Raw genomic sequence first — 24,782 nt, forward strand, 5'->3', positions numbered from 1 at the left:
GGCCATGAAAGTCAAGATACACACCTTGTTCCAGTACCTGCTGGACACCACCGAAGCCGCACCGGAGGCTGTCGTAGGCTTTTCACTCTCACGTTCTCCCGTGCTGGGCGATTTTTTGGACGAGCTTGATCCGAACCTGCCGCTTGACTGGAACAACCGCGATTTTCGCGGATTGCCGGAATTGCGTGATCATGTACTGGCGCAGGCTGGGTTGAATGGCATGTGCACCCGCAAGGATGTGCTGATTACCGCAGGTGCGGCAGAAGCGAATTACCTCGCAATTATGCAGCTTTTACAGCCCGGCGACGAAATTGTCGTTGAGACTCCCGGCTGGCCGCAAGCCGAAGTGCTGGCCCGCGCCATCGGCGCCCATGTGGTCAAGGTCGCGCGACAGGAGGCCGACAACTGGCGCTTGCCGCTGGACCAGTTGGCCGCCTGCGTCACCCCGCAAACCAAGATGATTTTTCTGTCCAACCCCAATAATCCGACCGGCGATCTGCTGAACAGCGACGAAATCGCAGAAGTGGTGCGCATTGCCGACCGTGTCGGTGCCTGGCTGCTGATTGATGAGGTCTATGCCGGCCTCGAGTGGAACAACCCGCGTGCACCGAGCGTCGCGGGGATGTATGCGCGCGGCATCACCACCGGGTCGGTGAGCAAGGCGCTGGGTCTGCAAGGGCTGCGTACCGGCTGGATTGTTTGTCCTGATCCGCAGATGGTCATGGACGCGGTGATCCTGAGGGAAAACTCTTCCGAAATTATGAACATCATGGGGGAGGTGATCGCGGAGATCGCCCTGCGGCCTGACCGCTACGCCGTCGCGCTAGAGGCTGCGCGGCGCGAAGGGGCCGCGAACCTTGCACAGATGAACGATTGGGTCGCCGCGCAGGACGGGTTGAGCTGGGTCAGCCCGCAAGCAGGGCTAATCGGGTTGGGGCGCTTGCCCGAAGGCATCGACAGCGATGGATTTGCGAAGTTTCTTCTGGCCGATCCATATCGGACGTTTTTGCTGCCGGGCAGCGCCTATGACCAGCCAAACCACATACGGCTCGGCGTCGGCGGTGGTGCCTCGGTTAACCTGCAAACGGGGCTGGACCGCCTATCAGAAGCTCTCCGCGCATGGAAGCAGACCTAAGAGGGGCGCACCGTTTAGGCGACCTGCTGCCCTGCGCACCACGCCGATTTCATCACCGGCCCGCCGCCATCCTCAGCGAATCGGATTATGTCGGCCCGCAGTCCGGCCCGCAAAGCGCCGCGATCCTTCAGACCCACCCGCGCAGCAGGGGCGCTGGTCACCGTGGCGATGCCCCGCGCCATATCGCCCCAGAGGTGCCCCAATTGCACCGCCGCCATCAGCAGGGAGGCGGGCACATAGTCCGAAGATAAGATGTCGAGCCGGTCCAGATTGGCCAGATCGCTTGCCGCAACATTGCCGGAATGCGACCCGCCACGCACCAGATTTGGCGCGCCCATCATCACGCCGATATCGGCACTGTGGCAGGCATTGGCCGCCTCCACCGTGGTCGGAAATTCTGCCAAAGCAACGCCGTAGGTCTTGGATGTCGCGACTTGTCCCGCGGTGGTGTCGTCATGGCTGGCCAGTGTTGCTCCCAAACGCGTCGCAGCCGCCACCGCTGCCTCTTCATGCGCCACGCCAAAGCGGCTTTGCAGCCCATAGAGGAAGGTCACGTAATCCTGAAAATCGGTGCGCGATAGCCCGTGCTTGCCGCAGACATAATCCTCGAATTTCTTTAAGTCAGTAAACTGCCGCTGGCCGGGCGTATGGTCCATCAGTGATACAATGCCGACCCGATCTTCGGTGCCGAACTCGCCCAACTCATCAATTAAAGTCTCCGAGCAAACCTCGGCGCGCAGATGTAGATGATGGCTGATCTTTAGCAATCCCGCCGCTCGGCTTTCGAGAATTTCATCCGCCATTTGGCGGGCATATCTGCCGTTTCTCTTGCGGTTGTCCGACAGAATAGAACCGACCCGGATTGCGTCGAAAACTGTGGTGATCCCCGTGCCCGCCAACTCGCGATCATGGGCAATTATCGCCGCCCGATGGGGCCAGCTTACCCCCGGACGCGGTGTCATGTGGCGCTCCAGATTGTCGGTATGAAGCTCGATCAACCCGGGGGCGATAAAATCACCCTCACAGTCGATCGCGCCTGCCGCAGTAGAACGCCCCGTATCGACATCGGCAATCTCGCCACCCGCAGCGCGCAGTGTACCGCTGACCACCTCATGGCCCAGCACCAGCCGCGCGTTTGTCAGAATGAGGTCGGCTGGCATTACAACGGCACCTTCAGTTACTTCCCCACAAATAGTGCTTCGGCAGCGAAAAGTCAGTGTCCGGCACAGACCCTTCCCCCCGAATATGTCGCAGGGTTAGCCCTTCCTGACAGTATCAATCATCAACTGCACATTCGCAGGGTCCGCATCCGGCGTGATGCCGTGACCAAGATTGAAAATATGCGGCCCGCCGCTCAGCGCATCGACGATGCCGCGGGTTTCGCGTACCAGATCGTCGCCACCCGTGACCATATGGCGTGAGGCGAGATTGCCCTGCACACAGCCCGCAGGCTGGACGTGCTGCGCCGCCCAAGCGGCATCAACTCCGTCATCCAGCGCGATACAATCCGCGCCAATCGCGGCATGCGCACCAGCAAAGCGCTCACCTGCCCCGCGCGGGAACGCAATGACCGGTACACCGGGGTGCGCCTTTTTAACAGCAGCGGTGATCGCTTGCATCGGGGCCAGCGAGTACCGCTCGAAATCGGCGCCTTGCAGAGAGCCTGCCCAGCTGTCGAATAGCTTAACTACCTCGGCACCCGCTTCGATCTGGGCGCTCAGATACGCAATCGTTGCTTCGGTGATCCGCTCCATCAGGGCGTCAAAAACCGGACGATTTTCCTGCTTGAGCAGATGCGCTGGCGCCTGATCGGGCGTGCCCTGCCCCGCAATCATATAGGTCGCCACGGTCCACGGCGCACCAGCAAAGCCGATCAGTGTGGTTTCCTTAGGCAGTTGTTTGGCAAGGATGCCAACCGTTTCGTACACTGGTGCGAGATGATCGTGGATCTCGCTCGCGGGCTTAAGCGCTTCCAGTCCGCGCGCGTCAGTGATGGTCGAAAGGCGTGGCCCCTCACCGGTGACAAACCACAGATCAGCCCCCAGCGCTTGCGGCACCAACAAGATATCCGCGAAGAGAATCGCGGCATCAAATCCGTAACGACGGATCGGCTGTAGCGTCACCTCGGCGGCCAGTTCGGGGTTGTAGCACAGCGACAAAAAGTCGCCCGCCTTGGCGCGGGTGGCTTTGTATTCTGGCAGGTATCGCCCCGCTTGCCGCATCATCCAGATCGGGGGAGTGGGCAGGGTTTCGCCCGCAAGTGCGCGCAGAATGAGTTTATCAGAGGCCATAAGTCAGGATTACTTTCGATTTTTTCATTGCATATAACGTGCGGCACAGGGCAGGGAAGGCACCAGAGACGATTAAATTGAGACGACGCCTATAGGGATGACTGATGCCCAACGATTTGCCTACCCCAAACCGCCCTTTGAAAATCGGTACCCGTGGCTCGCCGCTGGCGCTGGCACAGGCGCATGAGACGCGCAGTCGGCTGGCCCATGCCTTCACGCTGCCGTTTGAGGCGTTCCAGATTGTCGTGATTAAAACCACCGGGGACCGGATCATCGACCGCCCGCTCAAAGAGATTGGCGGCAAGGGCCTATTCACCCGCGAGATCGAAGATGCGCTGCTTGATGGCGGCATCGATATTGCCGTGCATTCGATGAAAGATATGCCGACCTTGCAGCCAGACGGGTTGCTGCTCGATACCTACCTGCCCCGCGAAGACGTGCGCGATGCCTTCATCTCGCCTCGTGCCAAGAGCCTGGCCGATCTGGCGCCCGGCACTGTCGTAGGCACTTCGAGCCTGCGCCGTCGCGCCCAGTTGAAACTGCGCCGCCCCGATCTGGAAGTGGTGGAATTTCGCGGCAACTTGCAGACCCGTTTAATGAAGCTTGATCAAGGCGTGGCGGAGGCGACGTTCCTCGCGATGGCGGGGCTGAACCGTCTCGCAATGGATGAAGTGCCACAGACCCCAATTGAAGTGACCGATATGTTGCCCGCCGTGGCGCAAGGCGCGATTGGCATTGAGCGCCGTGCCGACGACATGGCAATGGCCGAGATGCTGAGCGCGATCCATGACGTGCCAACAGGCCAACGACTCGCAGCAGAGCGGGCGTTCTTGGCCGCGCTTGATGGCTCCTGCGAAACCCCGATTGCAGGCTTGGCGGAACTGGAGGGCGGTTCCCTGCGCCTGCGCGGCGAAGTGCTGCGCCCCGATGGCAGTGAAAGCATCACCGATGATGTGACATGCGCCATTGAGGATGGTGCCCTAGTGGGACAGCGGATGGCGGAAAAGCTGCTGGCGGAGGCGGGTGCGGGCTTTTTCGATTGGCGCACCGGCAACTGACCCTCGCCAGCGAAGAAATCACCACCCGGATAATCCGGCTGGTGACATCCGCAACAATTACTCTTTGGCGGTCGCGCCGACTTCGGGGCCGACCGAGACCAGATAGGCCCAAAGATCGGTCGCGTCTTCTGCGTCTTTCAGCTTGAAACCCATCTTCGATTTCGCCTTGGTATCCTCTAGGTAGGTTTGCAGGAATTTTCTCGGGTCCGCGACGTAACCGACAAAATCAGCCTCGGTCCAGACCAAGCCCTTTTCCCCAGCCTCTACGAGCGATGCGCCATAGCGAAACCCTTCGACGCTTCCGGCCTTGCGATCAAAAAGGCCGTAAAGATTGGGTCCGGTTTTTCCGCCCTTCTGGATAGCTTCGTCATCGTTGTCGATCACCGCATGGCAGGCCTTGCACTTGCGAAAGACGTTCTCGCCCTTTTCAGCATCGCCCGTCGCATGCGCCTCTGCAGAGGCTCCTCCTGCAGACAGTAACAGCCCGAGTGTGGCGGCGGTAAATAGCTTCATGATGGTTTCCTTTTGTTGACGGGTCATAACCTAGCGCGGCTTAAGCCAAGGTAAATTCCAATTGCGCCAGCGCGCCGGTTCGACCCACACGACAAGATGCTGGTCAACATCCCGCCCATGGTCCATACCACCGCCCATTCTTCGGACAGGCTCCGAGCACCACAGCAAACTCCGACAAGGACGATGATCTGACATGGAAATTCTTATCCCCGCCTGGGTTGATGGTGTGTTACAGCCTGTTGAAAAACTGGCCGCCCACCAGCGGGGCCTGCGCCATCTGGCGGTGTCAGTATTTGTGATGGATCAGAGCCGGATATTGCTCCAGCAGCGCGCTCTAGGCAAATACCACACTCCCGGACTTTGGGCGAATACCTGCTGCACCCACCCCGCATGGCGCGAAGACCCTGCCGCTTGCGCCGAACGGCGGCTAAAGGAAGAGCTTGGCATTGGCGGCCTGACGCTCAGGCATCGCGGGCAGCTTGAATACCGTGCTGACGTGGGCGGCGGGATGATCGAGCATGAAGTGGTCGACGTTTTTATCGCCCAAGCAGCCGCCGACCTGCCAAGGACCCTTAATCCCGATGAGGTGCGGGCGGCGCGATGGGTCGAACTCGACATGCTCAGGCGCGAGATCGCCACCGAGCCAGAGAGCTTTACCCCGTGGCTGCGGATATATCTGGCCAAACATGCCGAAGCGATCTTTGGCAGCAATGGCCCGCCCACCCGAGATCGCGACGAAAATTAGCTGCCCAAACATGGTTTATCACGGCCCCAACCCTGATAAGACCATCACAACAGCCAACGGGACATTCGATATGACGCAGGAATTTGTTGAAGAGCGCAAAGAGGCCGCCGCATGGTTTCGCACCCTGCGCGACCGGATTGTCGCCGAGTTTCATGCGATTGAAGACCGCCACGCCGGAGATACCCCAGCGGGCCGCGTCGAGGTTACGAAAACCACCCGCACCTCTGAGGACGGCTCCGACGCGGGCGGCGGCGAGATGAGCGTGATGCGCGGCGGCCGTGTGTTCGAAAAAGTCGGCGTCAATATCTCGACCGTCTACGGCACGCTGGGGGACCGTGCCCAAGCCGCGATGGCGGCACGTAAAGGCATTCCTGGCATGGCGGAAGACCCGCGCTTCTGGGCCTCGGGTATTTCGCTGGTCGCACATATGCAAAACCCGCAGAGCCCTGCTGTGCATATGAACACCCGCATGTTCTGGACCCCGCATGCCTGGTGGTTTGGCGGTGGCGCCGACCTGAACCCATGCATTGAATACGCCGAGGATACCGCGCATTTCCACGACCAGATGGCGCAGGCCTGTGCACCCCATGGCGACACGCTCTATTCCGAGCTGAAAGAATGGGCCGATACCTATTTCTATATCCCGCACCGCAAACGTGCGCGTGGTGTGGGCGGCATTTTTTACGATGACCGCAACACCGGCGATTGGGAGGCCGATTTTACGCTGACCCGAGATGTCGGTGCGGCCTTCCTGCCAGCCTTTGTGCCGCTGGTCGACAAACGCCATCCGACGCCGTGGAGCGACGCTGACAAAGACACGCAGTTGCGCCATCGCGGGCTCTATGCCGAATATAACCTCGTCTATGATCGTGGCACCCGCTTTGGTCTTGAAACCGGGCATGATCCCGATGCGGTTTTGATGAGCCTGCCGCCCATGGCCAAGTGGTATTAAGGTCGCGGCAGTGTTTGACAGATATGCAATCTACTACACGCCGCAGGGTGCCTTGGCCGGGTTGGGTGCTGCGTGGCTGGGTTGGGATGTGGCGCAAGCGGTAACGCGCACCCATCCTGACGTGGCGGGCGTTGACGTTGCGGCGCTGACCGAAACACCGCGGCAGTACGGATTTCACGGCACGATCAAGCCGCCCTTCGCCCTCGCATCCGGCAGCACCGAAGCCGAACTGCGCGCCGCGACACGCGATCTTTGTACGCATCTCTCCCCTGTGACGCTAGAAGCGCTTGAGGTTTCGGCAATGGGCAGCTTTCTGGCGCTGACGCCCTGCGGTGACCAGACGGCGCTGCGTAGTCTCGCCGCCGAAGTTGTGCGCGGGCTAGATGCCTTTCGTGCGCGCCCCTCCGAGGCCGAGCTTGCCCGCCGCCGCCAGCGCCGGTTGAGCGCCGCGCAGGAGGCTAACCTCACCGATTGGGGCTATCCCTATGTGATGGATCAGTTCCGCTTTCACATCACCCTCACCGGCAGGGTGGCGCGTGCCGAGGTTGAAAGCACCCGTGTTACGGCGGATGCACTGTTCACACCGCTCCTGCCAACACCTTACAAAATCGACAGCCTGACCTTGGTCGGGCAACGCAGTGACGGTAATTTTCAGGAAATCGAACGGTTTGGCCTGACCGGATAACTACCATTCGGGTCTGCGGTAATAGCCTGTCGAGCCGACCCAGACGTGGCCAGCTCGACAGATGTCGCTTATTTTCTCAGATCTTCCGTGCCCTGCTCCGGTGTATCCGGAATGATCTGGGCATCCTCGATCTCGTCATCCTCGACGATAATCACCGGATCAGCAGCTGTCGATTTATCTTCCAAGGCGCCAACGATCAGCGGCAGCATCTGCACACCGCCAGGCATGGCGACCTCGGATTGCGGCGGGTGCTTCCATGCCAGCGTATCAAAGCTCTTGCAGTTCTCGCAAATCGGCTTCCACTCGGCGTGGATGTGATGGCAGTTTTCGCAGATCCATTGCGGGCCGCGCGACACAGTCAGAGCCCGCGCCAGCCAGCCTTTGACCACAGTATCAGACGCGCCTTCGCCCCGTTCGATCGCAGCCATCAGTGTGACAGAACGCGCTGTCGGATCGGTTTCGACCAAATTGCCCAGCGCACGGCGGGCTTGCGGGAAATCCTCGTTGGCGATGTGCAGCTCTGACATCACCATCTTGGTTTCCGGATCTTGCGGCTGAGATTTGGTCAGCGACGAGAACCGCTTCAAGCGCTGCTCTGGCGTTTCGTCAGGTGCGATGGCGGCAAATGCGGCGGCCAGATCGGGGTGCGGATGCACGCTCCACGCCTTTTGCAGCACCCGTGCGGCATAACGCGGCTTACCTTGGTTGATATAACCATGTGCGGCCATGACCGCAGCGGGGATCAGATCGGGCGACAATCGGTTCGCCTCAATCGCGGCTTCGCGGGCCTCGATGCTGTTGCCTTCGTTTATCACATCCTTGGCTTCGGACAGCGCCAGAACTGCATCGCGGCGTTTGTGCACATCGCGCGGCAATTGGCCGTTCTTCAACTTGGCGCTCAACGTACGGCGTGCACCGGCCCAGTCTTCCTTGGCAGCCTGAAGCTGCAACAGAACATCGCCGGTTTCTTCGTGCTTGGGTTTCAGCGCAAAGGCTTTCTCCGCCAGCTTGAGCGCGGTCTCGGTGTCGCCATCGGCCAACTTTTGCTTCATGATGCCGCGCACGCCGACAAAGCGGGTTTTCTCATCAGTTACCAGCTTGCGATAGGTTTCTTCTGCCTTACGGCGATCGCCCGCAAGCTCGGCAGCCTGCGCGGTCAGCAGGTTGGTCAGCGCAGGACGGTTCAGATAGCGGTCTGCCTTCGCCGCCTTGGCCATCGCCACGCGCCCCTCGCCGCTCGCCAGCGCCATCAGCCCCTCTGACAGCGCGTCAAAGCCTTTGCGCTCGCGATTGCGATCAAAATACCGCGACAGCGCAGTGTCATCGCCGTTGAGGAACTTCCACGTCGCCACGAGCAGCGACAGAACCTTAAGCAGCAGCCAGACGACAACCATCAAAATTGCAATCGCGATGACCGATTGGAGCGGGCCAAAGCTGTATTCGGTGCCCATGACAGTCACCTGAATGCCGCCCTGACTTTCGAGCAGGAAGCCCGCACCCCATGCCAACGCAGCCACAACAGCAACGAAAAGGATAATCTTGATCAGAGACCACAACATACTCAGTTTCCTTTGGTTGCTGTCAGGCGGTCTGACAGATCTTGCACAGCCGCCTTGGCAGCTTGGCGGGCTTGGGCATCGGCCAGCCAGTCGTTAATGCCGCCACGCGCAGCTTCGGGCAGGGTATCAAGCTCGGCAATTGCGTCGTCGAGCCGACCGTCGCGCACTGCGGCTTCGGCACGTGATAGTACCGCATCCGGATCGTTACCCTCGCGCGGCGCGACCGAACGGGCACCTAACTGGCGGCGCAAAAATCCGCCAAATCCGGCGTCATTGTCTGACGGCGCCTCGGCGCGGGCAGCGGAGAGTGTCGCGCGGGCGCTGTCAGGAAAGCGGCTTTGCAGACTGTTGAGGGTTTTGACGCCGGTTTCCGCCGTGGCCGTCAGCGCCTCCGGCACATCCGAAATCCCGTTGTCGCGCAGTTCGGCCAAGGCGCTTTCAAAAAGCTGGCCATCATTGATCGCAGCAGTAATGCGGGTCAGTCCTGACTGGATCGCGGCGGTCTGGGCCGCATTCGCGGTTGCCTCCTCAACGCTCAGGGCATTGTCCAGCAAGCCTTCAATCTCGCGGCGCTGCTCTGCGACTGATGATTGGAGCGCCGCCAGCTCTCGCTCATACGCGGCAATCGCCTCCTCCGAGGTGCCACCGGTGATCGGTCGCTTTTCAACGGCAGTCAGGCGGGAATCAATCTCGGCCAGGCTAGCTGACTGCGCCGACAAATCATCGCGCAGCGCTGAGATTTGGGGCGGCAGGTCTTCGAACGCGGACAGATCGGCGCTCGGCGTAGGCTCGGCCCCTTCCAGCGCGGCGATACGGTCTTGCTGCTGCGACAGGGTTTCGCTGAGTTGCGCGGTGCCTTGATCATTCCGAAGGTTCAAAAGGTCCAACTCTGATGCGGCATAGCCAAGCCCGCCGGCAATTACGCCGCCAAAGACCAGCGGCAAGAACACGCTGCGTCGCGGCTTGGCTTCTGGCATAGATGGGGGCGGGGTCGAGGCTGAAGTCTTGTTAGAAGGTGGCGTCGTGGTGGTGGGCTTTGGCTGATCCGGGGCACTTGCCTTGCTGTCGGATTTCACATCAGGCCGTGCCGAGGCGGCAGCGGTTGCGATGAGCGTATCAGACGCCGCGCTGTTCTTTACGTCGGGCTTGTCAGGCGCGCTGGAGACCTTTGTGTTGGCCGTACCACTGGACGCTATAGATTTGTCGGTAGCGGCGGCGACCGTGGCAGCCTTCTCGCTAGTGAGTTTGGTATCTTTGCCGGAGGAGGCTTCATCCTTGGTCGCAGATGCCGTCGCTGCATCAGATTTCGTCACATCTGACGAAGACGAGACGGCAGGCGATGGGGGGCTCTTGGCTCCCGCGTCAGAAGTTCCCGATGCGGGTTTAACTTTGGAGGTGGCCGCATCAGTGCTTTGCGCCGAAGATTGCGTTGACGCCGCTTCGCCCGCTGGAGTCAACGTAACTCCCGCGCCGGATGTGGGCGTACTGTCGGCCGATTTCGCTTTTGCACCAGCCGCGCTCGCACTCGAAGTTACAGATTTGTCAGGAACGGCTTTGGATGCCTCCGCAGACTTGCCGCCCGCAGGTGCCGTCTTTTTCGCTTTTGCCAATGTCTTCACCCTTCCCGATTCTAGCCCGCTTATCAGCCTGCTTTGACAACCTTAGCGGTCAACCCTGCTGCTCTCAAGGTAAGCTGGGGTGACGCAACAGCTTTTCAACGTTGGCGATCATTTCTTTGGCGGTAGGTGCTGCTGCCACCGTGATATCAGCCTCAGCCAAGCCCCCCAACGCTTCCGCAACCGCAGAACTGAGAGCAATAACCGTCGCGCGTGTGGCGTGAGGTACGCAACCAGCAAACAGCGCGGCACTACGGGGGGAAAACAGCGGGACGATCACGCTATCGCCCGTCACCAAAGCCTCATGCGCCTCAAAGGACAGCGCCACTGCCTGTTGGTCATAGAGCACGTGCACATCCACCGACTTACCAAACCCCTGCAAACTCTCGGCAATATCGCCGCGCTGATAACGGCCAGCCAGATGCAGCAAGCGGCGGGCCTGTCCCTTTGACAGCGCAGCTATTAAATCCGCTGCGGTTTGCGCCACATGCGCAACGACCCAGCCTTGCCCCTGCGCGGCCTCGGCGGTGCGGGCACCCACGCAATATACTGTTGTCCCCTGACCCTCAGGCGCGAACTCGACGGCCTGCGCCGATGTGAAAATCACCCCATCATAGGGGCCAATATCTGGGGCACTGCCTGTCGCAACGATTTCGAGCACAGGCGAGGTAACCACCCGCACGCCCGCCATAACCGCTGGATCAAGCCGCGCGACAAAGCCGTGTGACTGGCGCAGCGGTCGGGTCATCAGCAGGGTTGGCTTGGTCATTTCGGCCCTCGGGAATGATCGCCAGCATTGTTTGACAGTGGAAGCGGTGTTACCTGCGCTGACAGAGTGTTGCAACGGAAAGCAAGTGATGTCGGGCACATTGACCATCCTCGGGTTGGAAAGCAGTTGCGACGATACCGCCGCTGCGGTGGTGCGCGTGCATGCAGATGGCAGCGCCGAAGTATTGTCCTCGGTCGTGCTGGGCCAGAACGACCTGCACGCCAGCTTTGGCGGCGTGGTGCCTGAGATCGCCGCCCGCGCACATGCCGAGCAACTTGATCACGCGGTGGAACAGGCTCTAACACAGGGCGATCTGGCAATGACTGCTGTTGACGCCTTCGCCGTCACCGCAGGCCCCGGTCTGATCGGGGGCGTGGTATCAGGGGTTATGTGTGCCAAAGGGTTGGCGGCCGGGACCGGAAAGCCGCTGTATGGGGTCAATCACCTGGCCGGACACGCACTGACCCCGCGCCTCACCGATCAGGTACCCTACCCCTATTTGATGTTGCTGGTGTCAGGCGGGCACTGCCAGTTTCTGATGGTCCACAGTGCCGACCGGTTCGAGCGTTTAGGCGGGACCATTGACGACGCCCCCGGCGAGGCGTTTGACAAAATCGCCCGCCTGCTCGGCCTGCCCCAGCCTGGTGGCCCAAGCGTCGAAAAAGCGGCTCTAACAGGGGACAACTCACGCTTTGTGTTTCCCCGCCCCCTGTTGGACAGGCAAGGGTGCGACCTATCCTTCTCCGGCCTCAAAACAGCCGTGCTGAGAACCCGCGATGCGCTAATTACCGATAATGGCGGGTTAAGCGGCACGGATCAGGCTGATATTGCGGCGGGGTTTCAGGCCGCAGTAGTTGATGTGTTGGCGCAAAAATCGCGACGTGCTTTTGCGGCCTACCCGCAAGAAGCCACGCGCACCTTCTGCGTCGCGGGCGGGGTTGCAGCTAATGGCGCGATCCGCGCAGCGCTTGAGGGTATAGCGCAAGAGTTTTCGGCTGGCTTTGTGGCGCCACCTTTGGCGCTGTGCACCGACAATGCCGCGATGATTGCCTATGCTGCTGCAGAACAGATGGCGGGCCGAGCGCCCGATGGATTGACCCTCTCGGCGCGCCCGCGTTGGCCGCTAGATACCTCACAGCCTGCGATGCTTGGCAGTGGCAAAAAAGGAGCGAAAGCTTAATGGTCTCTGTTCTGGGCGGCGGCGCCTTTGGCACCGCATTGGCAATCTCACTGGCGCAGAAAAGCCCTGTGATCCTCTGGGCGCGGGCACCGGAAGACATGGCGCAAAATCGCGAGAACAAGGCGCGCTTGCCGGGTTGCGAGCTGCCCGAAGCGATCACGGTAACGGGCGATCTTGCGCTGGCCATCAAGGACGACATCCTGCTGGTCGCCGTTCCGCTGCAAAGCCTGCGCGGTTTTTTGGCAGGTCACGCTGATGCATTTACCGGCAAAACGATCGTCGCCTGCTGCAAGGGCATTGAACTTTCCACCGGCGCAGGGCCGGCCACAGTTATTGCGGAAACCATCCCCAGCGCCACCTCGGCGATCCTGACCGGCCCCAGCTTTGCCGCCGATATCGCGCGCGGGCTGCCCACTGCACTCACTCTTGCCTGCGCCGAAGACGCGGCGGGTGCACGCTTGCAGCAGGCTCTAACAACGGCAAACTTGCGGATATACCGGACCACAGATACCGCAGGGGCCGAGCTTGGTGGCGCGCTCAAGAATGTGGTGGCGATTGCTTGCGGTGCCGCGATGGGCGCGGGGTTAGGCGAAAGCGCCCGTGCCGCCCTGATGACCCGTGGTTTCGCCGAGATGCAGCGTTTTGCCGCCCACCGGCACGCTGACCCTGCGACCCTGTCGGGGCTGTCCGGCTTTGGCGATTTGACACTCACCTGCACCTCACAACAGTCGCGGAACTACAGGCTAGGGCTGGCTCTGGGCAGCGGTAGCGATTTTGATGCCTCGACCACCGTCGAAGGAGCGGCCACGGCGCGTGCGATGCACGAAGTCGCCGTGAAAAACGCCTTAGAAATGCCGATTACAGCGGCGGTGACTGGCCTGTTGGATGGGAGTCTGGACGTAAAAAGCGCGATGGCGTCCTTGCTGAACCGGCCCTTGAAGGAAGAATAAATCCTTCGCGACGAGACATATTTAAGGGAGACGATTGCCATGGCCTACTGGCTGTTCAAAACCGAACCTGCGACGTGGAGTTGGGCCGACCAGATGGGCCAAGCCGAGCGCGGTGAAGAGTGGAACGGCGTGCGCAATTATCAGGCCCGTAATTTCATGCGGCAGATGGCAATCGGCGATCTGGGGTTTTTCTATCATTCGCAAACCGAGAAAGCCGTTGTCGGGATTGTCGAGGTATGCGCCTTGTCGCACTCCGACAGCACGACGGAGGATCCGCGATGGGATTGCGTCGATATCCGCGCGGTTCGGCCTTTTAAGAGGCCAGTGACGCTGGATCAGATCAAATCCGATGGCAGTCTTGATGAAATGGTGCTGGTGAAGAATTCGCGGCTTTCTGTGCAACCTGTGCTCCCCACTGAGTGGGAGATCATCTGCGAGCTTGGCCAGACAACGCCCTGAGGCAAGACCTTCCCCCGCCGCAAACGGAAAAAGGGTCCTGACGCCCTGCCAGAACCCTCTCTCACCCGTCTCATCCCGACCGAAAGAAACGGTCTGGAAAGGTTCGGACCCACACTCCCGTCTAGGCCAGATCGAAGATTCCAGCAACAAATTGCTAGGTCAAATTGTACCGATACCGGGGCTGGCGATATGCTGCGCATGGCCCCGACTTCGCTCAAGCCGGTATTTCAGCTGTAAACAGATTCTTTGCTAAAGTGTTTGGTCAGCATATAGTAAATTACCGCACGGTATTTGTTCCGCTCGGATTTACCGTAAGTCTCGATCGTCTTCTGAATGCCCGCCATCAGATCAGGACCGTCTGGCAGGCCGAGTTTCTTGATCAGGAAGTTGTTTTTGACAGTTTCCAGCTCACTATCCTGACTGGAGGCCACAGTCTGTGAATCTGCGTTATAAATTGAAGGGCCGCAGGCGATTGTCACTTTAGTAAGCAACGCCATATCCGGCGACATGCCACACTTATTCTTGAGATCGTCCGCGTATTTTTCGATCCATTCGTCGCGTTTACCCATCGTGAAATTCTCCCGCCTTGAACTTTTAGCCGGTACATCCGGCTTTGCACGCAGAGCCTAGTGTCAAACAGCGTTTCAAAAAAGCATTTTCTCAGGCCTGCTATTTGCACGCGAACCGCGTGAGGCGAGGGGTAAAAAAGGGGCGCCGCGTGGCACCCCTTTATCGTTCAACCATTGTCGGAAAGTTATACGCCTGAGTCCAAGGGCGCATCAGCGTCCAGTTTCTCATATTCGGCCTCGTCAATTTCGGCCATCGCCTCGAGTTCTGCGTTGGTGCGCGTGCTCAGTTTCAGGTCACCTTCGGCAGCCCGCGATATCTCGCTCAGCGGTATCGCCACCTCATGCTCGCCAAACCCGAGGAACCCGCCAACGCCGATAATGGCAGCAAGTTCACCGTTATAGCGCACGATCGTATCGATCTCGCCAATATCTTCGCCGTTGGCTTCGACCACATTCAGGCCAACGATATCAGACGCAACCATGCCTGAGAAGCTATCGACCATCGTGTCGGTGGTCGTCGTAGCTGTCTGGCTGGAGGAAGCACTGGCTTCGGCTTCGGCAACGTTATCACTGGCAGGCTTGCTTACCGAATTGGCGGTATCCGATGCGCCGGTGAGCGTATCTGTTTCTGCCTCGGCCTCTTTCAAATCCGTGTTGGGCGTATCGCCATCAGCCGCGACTGAGGTTTGAGCAGATTGCTTGACCGAGGTGTTTGTATCCGTGTTCACATCGACGCTCGACTGGTCGGCACCTGCGGAAACGGAAGCGCCCGTATCGGCTGAAACTGAACCGGCAACATCGCCTGTAGCGGCTGTCTGTGCCCAAGCGGAACCTGCAGTCAAAGCAATTACTGCGACGGTGGCTTTCAAAGTATGTGTCATCGTTTTCTCCTTTAATGCTGTAGCATCTTCGGGAATAAAACGAACGGGTGCGGTGCTTGTTCCAACAATGTCACAGGTCAGCGAAATAATGCCGGATGCGGGAACCTTTTGGCGGATTGCAGCTAGCGCAGGGTCGCGCCGTCTTTGACGCCGTGGTTCGTTTGCGCGTCAAAAGCGATATCCGCAGCATTATATCTCCGAATGATCGCATCGCCGTTCTGACATTTGTCAGCCTCGATCTCTCGCGCGGCTTGAATACTGTGTAGACCATGCTGGGCCTCATGCTGCGTCAGGGCGGTGAGCATTGCGTCGAACTTTCGCCTGACCTGTGCTGGCATCGCGGAAGGGTTGGCATGTTGCGGCAGGATATAGGCCACGTCGACCTCAAGCTTGCAGGAACGAGACCATCGCACATGCCATTCGGTGAAGGCCCAATATCCTCGCGGCCCGCGCTTGTTCATCTGCTCGATCAGCCCATTCACGGAAGTTGCCGTTACCTCGTAAACCTTAGTCTGCTGCGAAACCTTTGGCTCTGCTATGCTTGTGCCCGCAAATGCGAGGACCAAGGCGGCGGCGGTCGTGATGGACTGAAAAAGACGCGTCATCCTACCCTCGACATTTGAATGCTTGGCACAGCTTTGCCGCAAGCAGGCTATATATCAAGCCGCTTGGCTTTTGCATGACGCATTAAATTCATATGGGAATCGTCGGCAGCCTGACGGGCCGGAGTTCTTTGCCGCTTGGCGAGAACGCGCGGCGGCACGAGGGGAACCCTGCGCCGCCGCTGCTTTGATTAGTAGCGGTAGTGTTCTGGCTTGAACGGGCCTTCTGGCGTGACGCCGATATAGGCGGCCTGCTCGGGGCTCAATTTGCTCAGCTTCACGCCGATCCGGTCCAGATGCAGGCGCGCGACTTTTTCGTCCAGATGCTTGGGCAGGATGTAGACGTCATTTTGGTACTTGTCGGTATTTTCCCAAAGCTCGATTTGCGCCAACACCTGATTGGTGAAGGAAGCGGACATCACGAAGGAAGGGTGGCCGGTGGCGTTGCCAAGGTTCAGCAAGCGGCCTTCGGAGAGCAGGATCAGACGATGCCCGTTCGGCATCTCGATCATGTCGACCTGTTCCTTGATGTTGGTCCACTTGTGGTTCTTCAGCGCGGCGACCTGAATTTCGTTGTCGAAGTGGCCGATGTTGCCGACGATCGCCATGTCCTTCATCTCGCGCATATGCTCGATGCGGATCACGTCTTTATTGCCTGTCGTGGTGATGAAGATATCGGCGCTACCGACAACATCTTCCAGCAGCACGACTTCGAAACCGTCCATTGCAGCCTGAAGGGCGCAGATCGGATCAACTTCGGTCACCTTCACCCGCGCACCAGCCCCGCGCAACGATGCGGCAGAGCCTTTGCCGACATCGCCGTAGCCCATGACGACCGCAACCTTGCCGGCCATCATCGTGTCGGTTGCGCGGCGGATGCCATCGACCAGCGATTCTTTACAGCCGTATTTATTGTCGAACTTCGACTTGGTGACGGAATCGTTCACGTTGATTGCAGGGAACGGCAGCTGGCCTTGCTTGACCAGCTCATACAGACGGTGAACGCCCGTTGTGGTTTCCTCGGAGACGCCTTTGATCTGGTCACGCACTTTGGTGAACCAACCGGGGGACGCCGCCATGCGCTTCTTGATCTGCGCCTTGATGACTTCTTCTTCCTCGGAAGTCGGGACGGCGATGACGTCTTCACCAGCTTCGGCGCGGGCACCGAGCAGTACATAAAGCGTCGCATCGCCGCCGTCATCGAGGATCATATTGGGGCCGTCAGCAAACGCGAAAGACTTGTCGAGATAGTCCCAATGCTCTTCCAGTGACTGGCCCTTGATCGCGAAGACCGGCACGCCGGATGCGGCAATGGCTGCGGCGGCATGGTCTTGGGTCGAGAAAATGTTGCATGAGGCCCAGCGCACGTCAGCGCCCAGCGCAGTAAGTGTCTCGATCAGTACGGCTGTCTGGATGGTCATGTGCAATGAGCCGACAATGCGCGCGCCTTTCAGCGGTTTGCTTTCGCCGTACTCGGTGCGCAGCGCCATCAGGCCCGGCATTTCAGTCTCGGCAATGTCGAGCTCTTTGCGGCCATAGGACGCCAGCTCAATGTTCTTAACGATATAATCCGCGGCCATGTGGCACCTCATCCAAGCATATATGAGGGCCGCGTATCATCACTGGCGATGTTTCTCAATCGTTGCTGACCGTGGCAGGCGGGTTACCTACCAATTAGATGTGCTCAACTCGCCGTGCCGGGAATGGTTTTCAAATCCGACTCGAAGAAATCGGTCCCTGCCGCCACGATACAGGTCGTGCCATTGGCATTCGTCATCAGCACGGTAAATGTGCCGGTTTCCGGAGACGCCCAGACCTCGACCACGGCAGCGGCCTTTTTGGTTTTCTGCAACCCGCCCGCTGTCAGCTTTTCAGAGTACTTGGAGGAGAGTTTATCCACTACAGCATCGCGCGGTCCGCATTGTGCGGCATAGGCCGGCGTCATTACTGCGCTGATCGCCACGAGGGCGGCTAGAATATGTTTGTACATGTCGTTTCCTTACCCGTTTCGTGTTTCAAGAAAAGGAAAGGGCGCAAAGTGTCAGAGACTGCGTCCTCCCCCCACTATTGCTCTTGTGATCGCGGAACTGTTTTGCAAAAACCGTTCCGTCGGCAGCATGCGATCCACCTGAAAGGGTGCGCCTGAATTATGGCGAAATAGAGGCACATGGCAGGACCTGTGATTTAATGGCAACAACACCACGCGCATGGCAACGGATGCTCTCGGGCCGCAGGCTCGACCTGCTGGACCCGACGCCGATGGACATCGAAATTGACGATATCGCTCACGGGCTTGCCTTTGTGGCCCGCTGGAACGGGCAGACACGCGGCGACTTTGCCTATTCGGTGGCCGAGCATTCACTTTTGGTCGAGACCCTTTATGGGCGCATTGAGCCGCGGGCGCCTGCAAAATGGCGGCTGGCGGCCTTGCTGCATGATGCGCCGGAATATGTGATCGGCGATATGATCTCGCCCGTAAAAGCGGCGGTCGGGCCGAGCTATGGTGCGCTTGACGAACGGCTGACCGGCGCGATCCACTTGCGCTTTGGCTTGCCCGCAGCACTGCCCAAATCGGTCAAACGACAGATCAAACGCGCCGACAGAATTAGCGCTTGGATGGAAGCGACCCAGATCGCCGGTTTCTCCGAAGCCGAAGCAACACGGTTCTTTGGCCGTTTTGATGCGGAACTGACTGAAGGGCTGGATATAGTGCTGCGCGCCCCCATTCAGACCCGTAACGCCTTTACCGAGCGCCACGCGGCCTTGCTGGCGGAAATGCCATGATTACTGTGCGCCGCGCCGCTGAGGCCGATGCAGGCCAGATGGCCAGCCTGCTGAACGAGATTATCAAGATCGGCGGCACCACGGCAATCGTGCGGCCTGTCATCCGCGAGGACCTCGCGGACTGGATGGCGCAGAACGCAGATCACTCGGCATGGCACATCGCCAGCGACGCGGCGGGTAAAGTCGTCGGCTTTCAATGGGTCGCGCCGAATTCGACTTTGCCGCCAGACGCCGCAGATATCGCGACCTTCGTGCAGATCGGCCAAAACGGGCTCGGTATCGGTTCGGCGCTGTTCGAGGCGACCAAAGCGGCGGCGCGCACGCTCGGCTATAGTTGGATCAATGCGAATATCCGCGCCGACAACGAAGGCGGGCTGATCTATTACCAAAGCCGCGGCTTTCAGGATTACGGCGTGATCGACGGCTACACGCTGTCCGATGGGCAGGTGGTCGATAAACGGCTCAAGCGGTTCGACCTGTCGCTTACCTGACCCAGACCTCGACGCGGCGGTTTGCTTGCCTGCCCCATGCACTGTCGTCACAGGCCATCGGCATCGCTTCGCCGAAGGCATCAACCGAGATCCGGATGCGTTCCAGATTGGCGGTCACGGCAGCAGCACTGACGGCCCGTTGCACGGCCTCCGCACGGCGCAGTGCGATGTCGCGGTTGGCCCGCGCTGCCCCGTCACCATCACTGAACCCCACAAACAGCACATCGCGCGCATCGTATTGGCCCTGCTCCATCGCGCGGGCAAGTTGCTGCACGTTGGAGCGGGACTGCGCATCCAGCCGGATGGACCCCGCCTCAAACCGGAACGAGGTGGTCAGCCGTGCCATCGGCTTCAGAGTCGCGTTCATCCGCTGCAATTCCTGCAAGGTAATCTCCTCCCCAGCGACGGTAATGGCGTTGGAGAACCGGTTGCCCTGCTCTTCGATAGGAATTTCCTCGGGCGTCTGGTCCACAAACCCTGCCCGCCGGATCACATTCTGCGCGGCAGGTTCGCGGGTGAAGGCCAGAAACTCGCGGGCGATCAGCGGCAGGCGGCGGGCGGGGAAATAAAGAAACATCGGCGCGGTGAGCGGATAGTCTTCGGTTTTGATTGTGCGCCGTGCCGCATCAAGGTCAAACCCGCAGTCCCCGCCCAGCGTCAGCACCTGTGTATCACGGTGATCGGCATAACTGGTGATCCCCAGTGCGAAAATATCCTTGGAGACAGCCTCCGCCAACTCGGCGGGCAGCGCATGACGGATGATGCCGTCGGTCAATTGCAGGCTGGCGGGGGTCATCACATGGTCGACGATGGCTTGGCTCAATCCACTGGCTACGGCAGGTAGGTGTAGCTCGATCGGCGCGTCCGGCCCGCCCAGGTCCTGCCAGTTCGTGACCCGTCCAGCGAACACCCGCGCCAGCGTCTGCGGCGAAATGCGTTTAACTGGGTTGGTCGGGGATACCACAGGCACAACGGCATCCAAGGCCAGCACGCGGCTACGGTTGGCACCTGTCATATCGCCGAGCCCCAATTCGCGGGCATTGATCCGTTCTTCGCGCCGGATTTCACGCAGCGCCATGACGATATCGGCATCATCGGTCAGCAGATCGGCAAAGCCTTCGTCGGTATTGGTGGCACTGAACCTGAACCGAGCGGCAAGCTGGCCATCATCTTTGCGCGACAACGATAGCGTAAAGACAGTTTCGCTGCCTTCGCGGACGACGGTGTAATTATCCCGTTGGGAAAAGGCCTCGATTAGCGCCGGCATCAAAACCGCACCCATTGTGGCAGAGCCGGATAGATCGACCTCGGCCACGAAGTTCTCGAGGTTCGGACAGCCGGGACCGTCACAATCGACGCCCGAGCCATCGATCGTCAGCTCGCCGTATTCAGTGCGCAAACGGTAAAACTCGCCGTCGTACCCCAGAAGCATGCCAGCGAGTTCGACCTTGCCATCGCGTGAGGTCAAGGTCACATCCTGCGCTTGCGCGGCAAGGGTTGTGCAAAGGAAAAATGCGGCGATGGCCGCCGCATGTTTCAGGTTGATCATGTGACCCCGAGGTGTTGCGTTAGTTCTGCGCAACCTTCAGGTCTTGGAGCAAATTATTCAACACAAGAAAGCTGCCAACCGCATCGCAATCCGGCACGGGGAGTGTCAGATTCTGGGTTTTGATCCGGCCACCGCTATCGATTTCAAGCGTTTGCGCTTCAATCTCGACGCCACAGTTGCTGGCGCTTATTTCTGTCTCAACACTCAACGCGACGTCGCCAGAGCCTACTGCGGCGTTCTTGGGGAAGGTATAGACTTCTGCCAATAGCGGATCAGCGGCCATAGTGTCGCCATTGCGGGTCAGCATGCCACCGGTTCCGACCACGGTCGCCGCCATATCACCAGGCGCGCCAGACCAGACATGGCCAGCGGTGCCGTAATCCGCACCGAATTCGCGGGCGTGTATCTGAAAGCCGGTATCGCCTTTCCACTGCAACACCACGCGGTCGAAATCGCTCAGGTCTTCGACGGTTGTCTGCGCAACAGCGCCATCACCATTGGTGAAGGCCATGACAAATACCGCATCCCGCGCAAGTGCAGGCACCTGAACCGACAGGCTGCCAGTGGCGGAGGTGGTTTCCGTGAAGATCATCCCGTTATGGTGCACGGTAATCCGCTCGTTGGGCAGACAAGGCGCATCGAGTTGCAGCTCCACCATCGCCGTGGCGACAGGTCGCGCATCGGCGGTTATCGCGCAGCCGGGGCGCTTGATCTTGGCGGTATCAGGCATGGCGGGCTCGGCCAATACACTGCGCGGCGCAGAGACAGTGGTAATGCGGCTGTCCGTCGTGGGCAGCGCCACATCCGAGCTTAGCTCGCCGGAGGTAAGCGTGATTGCCTCGACCGTCAGCAGCGCGTTACTGGCCGAATTTTTAGTGACATAATCCTGCGGTACCGGCAGGGCGGACATGTCCTGATCGGGCCCATACCGTTTTTCAGCCGCTTCGCTGTTCTGCATGACAAAACCAATACCAAGCGCGCAGCCCAGCGTTCCGACCGCAGTCAATATTTGCTTCTTGCGTGACATGTTTTTGTCCCTTCCAACGGAATCGTTCAAGGACATGTATCGCGCTAGAAAGGGGCCTAGATGTGGCCAACTAGTGAGTTGTTTTAGGCAGAACCTAGGCGGGCTCGCTTACGCGAGCCGACCGTGGCAATGCTTGAACTTCTCGCCCGACCCGCAGGGGCAAGGCTCGTTCCGGCCTGGATCACCCCATGTGGTTTGGTCGTCTTCGACAAAGCCATCGGCGGGTTGATTGGCGTTTTCGGCTGCAAGTTGATCGTTGGCCGATGCATCTGCTGCAGCCTCGACTGCGGCCTGACGTCTGGCAAGATCTTCCAGCATCGCTTGACGCTCTTCGTCGGACATCGGCTGGATCTGGCCGAGCTTCTGGGTCACGTCCTGACGCAGGGAATCGAGCATCACCTCAAAGAGTTGGAAGGACTCGTTTTTGTATTCGTTCAACGGGTCACGCTGCGCGTAGCCACGGAAACCCACGACCGAGCGCAGATGCTCAAGAGTCATCAGGTGATCGCGCCATTTGCCGTCAATCGACTGCAAAAGCAGCTGTTTCTCGATATTGCGCATATTCTCGTCGCCGAAAGCGGCAGCCTTATCGGCCATCATCTTGTCGGTCGCTTCGATCAGGCGCTCGCGGATCACCTCGTCGTCAACACCGTCTTCTTCACACCAAGCAATGACCGGCACATCGACATTCAACTGTTCGATTACAGCAGCGTAAAAGCCCTGCGTGTCCCACTGATCGGCATAGGTGCGCGCGGGCATATAGGTGTCGATCAGATCGTCGATCACCTGATGGCGCATGTCGGTGACGATCTCGTTGAGGTCCTCGGCTTCCATGATATCGCGGCGCTGGCCAAAGATGACTTTGCGCTGTTCGTTCATCACATCGTCGAATTTCAACAGCTGCTTGCGGATGTCAAAGTTGCGGCCTTCGACCTTGGCTTGGGCCCGCTCCAGCGATTTGTTCACCCAAGGGTGGATGATGGCTTCGCCTTCTTTTAGGCCCAATGTGGTAAGAACTTTCTCTAGCCGCTCGGAGCCAAAAATACGCATCAGATCATCTTCGAGCGACAAAAAGAACGAGGTCCGGCCCGGGTCACCCTGACGGCCTGATCGGCCACGCAACTGGTTGTCGATCCGGCGGCTCTCATGGCGCTCTGACGCGAGAACATAGAGCCCACCTGCGGCCAGAACCTTTTTCTTCTCATCGGCGTGCTCTGCCTCGATCCGCTGGCGGATTGCGACGGGATCGGCCTCGGGATCTGCGTCCAGCGCCTCCAGAACCTTCAACTCGACGTTGCCGCCAAGCTGGATGTCGGTCCCTCGGCCCGCCATGTTCGTGGCGATCGTCACAGCCGCAAATTTGCCCGCATCGGCAATAATCTGCGCTTCCTGCTCGTGCTGGCGCGCGTTCAGAACGTTGTGCTCAAGGCCCGCCTCGGTGAGCAGCTTGCTCAGCATTTCGGACTTTTCGATCGATGTGGTCCCGACAAGACAAGGCTGGCCTTTGTCGTGAGCCTCCTGAATCTTTTCGATCATCGCCGCATATTTTTCCTGCACCGAGCGATACACGGCATCATCTTCGTCAATCCGCGCAATCGGCACGTTCGTCGGGATTTCCACAACACCGAGGCCATAAATCTCGGCAAATTCCTCGGCTTCGGTCAGAGCTGTACCGGTCATTCCCGCCAGCTTGTCGTAAAGCCGGAAGTAGTTCTGGAAGGTCACCGAGGCCAGCGTCACGTTCTCTGGCTTTATCGTCGTGCCTTCTTTCGCTTCGATCGCCTGATGCAGCCCGTCCGACAAGCGGCGGCCTTGCATCATCCGGCCGGTAAATTCGTCGATCAGCATGACCTCGCCGTCACGCACCATATAATCACGGTCTTTCAGGAACAGCTTGTGCGCCCGCAGACCCTGGTTGATGTGGTGAACGATGCTGGTGCTTTCGGGGTCGTACAGCGTCTGCTCAGGCTCCAGCAGCGAACGCGCGCGTAATTGCTGTTCGAGGAACTCGTTGCCCTCGTCGGTAAAGCTCACATTGCGGGTTTTCTCATCCAGATCGTAGTGTTCTGGCTCGAGCAGCGGGATCACCTTGTCGATGATGACATACATATCCGAGCGATCTGTGGAGGGGCCGGAGATGATCAGCGGCGTGCGGGCTTCGTCAATCAGGATGCTATCGACTTCATCGACAATCGCAAAATGGTGTTGCTTTTGCAGGATTTCGCTGAGGTTCGACTTCATGTTATCGCGCAGATAATCAAAGCCGAGCTCGTTATTGGTGGCGTATGTAATATCGCAATCATAGGCGGCGCGTTTAGCGTTTTCCGACATCTGCGAAACCGCGGCACCCGTGGTCATACCCAGCGAGGCAAAAACCTTGCCCATCCAATCCGCGTCACGTTGCACAAGATATTCGTTGACGGTCACGATGTGCACGCCCTTGCCGGTCAGGGCATTCAGGTAGGCGGCGAGCGAGGCAGTCAGGGTTTTACCTTCACCGGTCTTCTGCTCGGAGATATTGCCTTGGTGCAGGAATATCGCCGCCAAAACCTGTGTATCAAAGGCGCGCAGGCCCAATGTGCGGCGCGCACCTTCGCGGCAGTTGGCGAAGGCTTCGGGCAGCAGGGCGTCAAGGCTTTCGCCTTCCGCCACACGCTTGCGGAACTCTTCGGTCTTCTCGATCAGGCCCGCATCGCTGAGCTTGGCAAATTCCGGCTCCAGCGCATTGACCTGCTCAACCAGCGGACGGGTCGCCTTGATTTTGCGGTCGTTTGGTGTGCCAAAGACCTTTTTGGCGATTGTTCCGATACCGAGCATGTGATCCCCTGCCGAAGTTGTGATGTTTGCGCCGATCTGCTTGCCCAGCGTCCAGTGCACCCCTAGATAGGTGCGGAACCCGGCATCCGAGCGGCGCCCTTAGGGCGATGTAAGGGCCGCACGAAACGCTGTCAATGTAGCAGCCCTCCA

Annotated in this window: 25 protein-coding genes; 11 read left to right on the forward strand and 14 right to left on the reverse strand. The window is 59.3% G+C overall.

The features are described from left to right. Positions 1–4: 4 nt before the first annotated feature. Positions 5–1,135, forward strand: coding sequence for an aminotransferase class I/II-fold pyridoxal phosphate-dependent enzyme (locus tag BM174_RS08180; protein WP_093923366.1), 1,131 nt, complete (start codon positions 5–7; stop codon positions 1,133–1,135). 14 nt (positions 1,136–1,149) lie between these two features. On the opposite strand, the gene BM174_RS08185 is transcribed toward BM174_RS08180, so the two are convergent. Further along, positions 1,150–2,295 (reverse strand): alpha-D-ribose 1-methylphosphonate 5-triphosphate diphosphatase, encoded by a 1,146-nt coding sequence (locus tag BM174_RS08185; protein WP_093923367.1) that lies wholly within the window; start codon positions 2,293–2,295, stop codon positions 1,150–1,152. 96 nt (positions 2,296–2,391) lie between these two features. After that, on the reverse strand, positions 2,392–3,426 hold the full coding sequence (gene hemE, locus BM174_RS08190; protein WP_093923368.1) for a uroporphyrinogen decarboxylase: 1,035 nt from the start codon (positions 3,424–3,426) through the stop codon (positions 2,392–2,394). Positions 3,427–3,530: 104 nt separating this feature from the next. Between hemE and hemC the strand changes: the two genes are divergently transcribed. Further along, positions 3,531–4,484 (forward strand): hydroxymethylbilane synthase, encoded by a 954-nt coding sequence (gene hemC, locus BM174_RS08195; protein WP_093923369.1) that lies wholly within the window; start codon positions 3,531–3,533, stop codon positions 4,482–4,484. 57 nt (positions 4,485–4,541) lie between these two features. Here the strand turns inward: hemC and BM174_RS08200 are convergent, their stop codons facing one another. Then, on the reverse strand, positions 4,542–4,997 hold the full coding sequence (locus BM174_RS08200; protein ID WP_093923370.1) for a c-type cytochrome: 456 nt from the start codon (positions 4,995–4,997) through the stop codon (positions 4,542–4,544). 193 nt (positions 4,998–5,190) lie between these two features. Between BM174_RS08200 and idi the strand changes: the two genes are divergently transcribed. From idi to BM174_RS08215, 3 genes are all read left to right on the forward strand, one after another. Further along, positions 5,191–5,742 carry an isopentenyl-diphosphate Delta-isomerase gene (gene idi / locus BM174_RS08205; RefSeq protein ID WP_093923371.1) on the forward strand — a complete coding sequence of 184 codons (552 nt, stop codon included), beginning with the start codon at positions 5,191–5,193 and terminating at the stop codon, positions 5,740–5,742. 70 nt (positions 5,743–5,812) lie between these two features. After that, the gene (gene hemF / locus BM174_RS08210; protein ID WP_093923565.1) at positions 5,813–6,694 is read left to right on the forward strand and encodes an oxygen-dependent coproporphyrinogen oxidase; all 882 of its coding nucleotides are present in this window, start codon (positions 5,813–5,815) and stop codon (positions 6,692–6,694) included. A gap of 10 nt (positions 6,695–6,704) precedes the next feature. Continuing rightward, the gene (locus tag BM174_RS08215; RefSeq protein ID WP_093923372.1) at positions 6,705–7,379 is read left to right on the forward strand and encodes a DUF1045 domain-containing protein; all 675 of its coding nucleotides are present in this window, start codon (positions 6,705–6,707) and stop codon (positions 7,377–7,379) included. 68 nt (positions 7,380–7,447) lie between these two features. Here the strand turns inward: BM174_RS08215 and BM174_RS08220 are convergent, their stop codons facing one another. Together BM174_RS08220 and BM174_RS08225 are read right to left on the reverse strand one after the other, a co-directional pair. Continuing rightward, positions 7,448–8,938: a heme biosynthesis protein HemY gene (locus tag BM174_RS08220; protein WP_093923373.1), complete on the reverse strand. Its 1,491-nt coding sequence runs from the start codon at positions 8,936–8,938 to the stop codon at positions 7,448–7,450. A 2-nt stretch (positions 8,939–8,940) separates the two neighbouring features. Continuing rightward, positions 8,941–9,915: a COG4223 family protein gene (locus tag BM174_RS08225; protein WP_245766303.1), complete on the reverse strand. Its 975-nt coding sequence runs from the start codon at positions 9,913–9,915 to the stop codon at positions 8,941–8,943. A gap of 82 nt (positions 9,916–9,997) precedes the next feature. Here BM174_RS08225 and BM174_RS08230 point away from each other — a divergent pair, with 82 nt between their 5' ends. Beyond that, positions 9,998–10,594, forward strand: coding sequence for a hypothetical protein (locus BM174_RS08230; RefSeq protein ID WP_093923374.1), 597 nt, complete (start codon positions 9,998–10,000; stop codon positions 10,592–10,594). A 27-nt stretch (positions 10,595–10,621) separates the two neighbouring features. On the opposite strand, the gene BM174_RS08235 is transcribed toward BM174_RS08230, so the two are convergent. Continuing rightward, positions 10,622–11,323 (reverse strand): uroporphyrinogen-III synthase, encoded by a 702-nt coding sequence (locus BM174_RS08235; RefSeq protein WP_177209447.1) that lies wholly within the window; start codon positions 11,321–11,323, stop codon positions 10,622–10,624. An 88-nt stretch (positions 11,324–11,411) separates the two neighbouring features. Between BM174_RS08235 and tsaD the strand changes: the two genes are divergently transcribed. From tsaD to BM174_RS08250, 3 genes are read left to right on the forward strand one after another with little or no spacing between them, the layout of a single operon-like run. Next, the gene (gene tsaD, locus BM174_RS08240) at positions 11,412–12,503 is read left to right on the forward strand and encodes a tRNA (adenosine(37)-N6)-threonylcarbamoyltransferase complex transferase subunit TsaD (RefSeq protein WP_093923375.1); all 1,092 of its coding nucleotides are present in this window, start codon (positions 11,412–11,414) and stop codon (positions 12,501–12,503) included. After that, on the forward strand, positions 12,503–13,453 hold the full coding sequence (locus BM174_RS08245; protein ID WP_093923376.1) for an NAD(P)H-dependent glycerol-3-phosphate dehydrogenase: 951 nt from the start codon (positions 12,503–12,505) through the stop codon (positions 13,451–13,453). Before tsaD ends, BM174_RS08245 begins: the two co-directional genes overlap by 1 nt. 39 nt (positions 13,454–13,492) lie before the next feature. Next, a complete protein-coding gene (locus tag BM174_RS08250) occupies positions 13,493–13,912 on the forward strand; it encodes an EVE domain-containing protein (protein ID WP_093923377.1) in 420 nt (139 codons plus the stop codon). A gap of 227 nt (positions 13,913–14,139) precedes the next feature. Here the strand turns inward: BM174_RS08250 and BM174_RS08255 are convergent, their stop codons facing one another. From BM174_RS08255 to BM174_RS08275, 5 genes are all read right to left on the reverse strand, one after another. Continuing rightward, entirely contained in the window at positions 14,140–14,481 is a 342-nt protein-coding gene (locus BM174_RS08255) for a DUF2853 family protein (RefSeq protein WP_093923378.1), read from the reverse strand. Between the two features lie 185 nt (positions 14,482–14,666). Next, the gene (locus tag BM174_RS08260) at positions 14,667–15,362 is read right to left on the reverse strand and encodes a PRC-barrel domain-containing protein (RefSeq protein ID WP_093923379.1); all 696 of its coding nucleotides are present in this window, start codon (positions 15,360–15,362) and stop codon (positions 14,667–14,669) included. A gap of 122 nt (positions 15,363–15,484) precedes the next feature. Continuing rightward, on the reverse strand, positions 15,485–15,967 hold the full coding sequence (locus BM174_RS08265; protein ID WP_093923380.1) for a DUF922 domain-containing protein: 483 nt from the start codon (positions 15,965–15,967) through the stop codon (positions 15,485–15,487). Positions 15,968–16,155: 188 nt separating this feature from the next. Next, positions 16,156–17,544 carry an adenosylhomocysteinase gene (ahcY, locus tag BM174_RS08270; protein ID WP_093923381.1) on the reverse strand — a complete coding sequence of 463 codons (1,389 nt, stop codon included), beginning with the start codon at positions 17,542–17,544 and terminating at the stop codon, positions 16,156–16,158. A 104-nt stretch (positions 17,545–17,648) separates the two neighbouring features. Further along, complete coding sequence (locus BM174_RS08275) at positions 17,649–17,954, reverse strand: hypothetical protein (RefSeq protein ID WP_093923382.1); 306 nt, start codon at positions 17,952–17,954, stop codon at positions 17,649–17,651. A 197-nt stretch (positions 17,955–18,151) separates the two neighbouring features. Between BM174_RS08275 and BM174_RS08280 the strand changes: the two genes are divergently transcribed. Together BM174_RS08280 and BM174_RS08285 are read left to right on the forward strand one after the other, a co-directional pair. Then, complete coding sequence (locus BM174_RS08280; protein WP_093923383.1) at positions 18,152–18,748, forward strand: HD domain-containing protein; 597 nt, start codon at positions 18,152–18,154, stop codon at positions 18,746–18,748. Then, complete coding sequence (locus tag BM174_RS08285; protein ID WP_093923384.1) at positions 18,745–19,239, forward strand: GNAT family N-acetyltransferase; 495 nt, start codon at positions 18,745–18,747, stop codon at positions 19,237–19,239. Before BM174_RS08280 ends, BM174_RS08285 begins: the two co-directional genes overlap by 4 nt. On the opposite strand, the gene BM174_RS08290 is transcribed toward BM174_RS08285, so the two are convergent. From BM174_RS08290 to secA, 3 genes are all read right to left on the reverse strand, one after another. Continuing rightward, complete coding sequence (locus BM174_RS08290; protein WP_093923385.1) at positions 19,232–20,788, reverse strand: phosphate ABC transporter substrate-binding/OmpA family protein; 1,557 nt, start codon at positions 20,786–20,788, stop codon at positions 19,232–19,234. The two genes, BM174_RS08285 and BM174_RS08290, sit on opposite strands and share 8 nt — an antisense overlap. Before the next feature lie 19 nt (positions 20,789–20,807). Next, positions 20,808–21,815, reverse strand: a complete 1,008-nt coding sequence (locus tag BM174_RS08295) for a hypothetical protein (protein ID WP_093923386.1) — start codon at positions 21,813–21,815, stop codon at positions 20,808–20,810. A 108-nt stretch (positions 21,816–21,923) separates the two neighbouring features. Next, positions 21,924–24,632 carry a preprotein translocase subunit SecA gene (gene secA, locus BM174_RS08300; RefSeq protein ID WP_093923387.1) on the reverse strand — a complete coding sequence of 903 codons (2,709 nt, stop codon included), beginning with the start codon at positions 24,630–24,632 and terminating at the stop codon, positions 21,924–21,926. Positions 24,633–24,782: the final 150 nt, after the last annotated feature.

The organism is Sulfitobacter brevis (assembly GCF_900112755.1).
GTDB lineage: Bacteria > Pseudomonadota > Alphaproteobacteria > Rhodobacterales > Rhodobacteraceae > Sulfitobacter > Sulfitobacter brevis.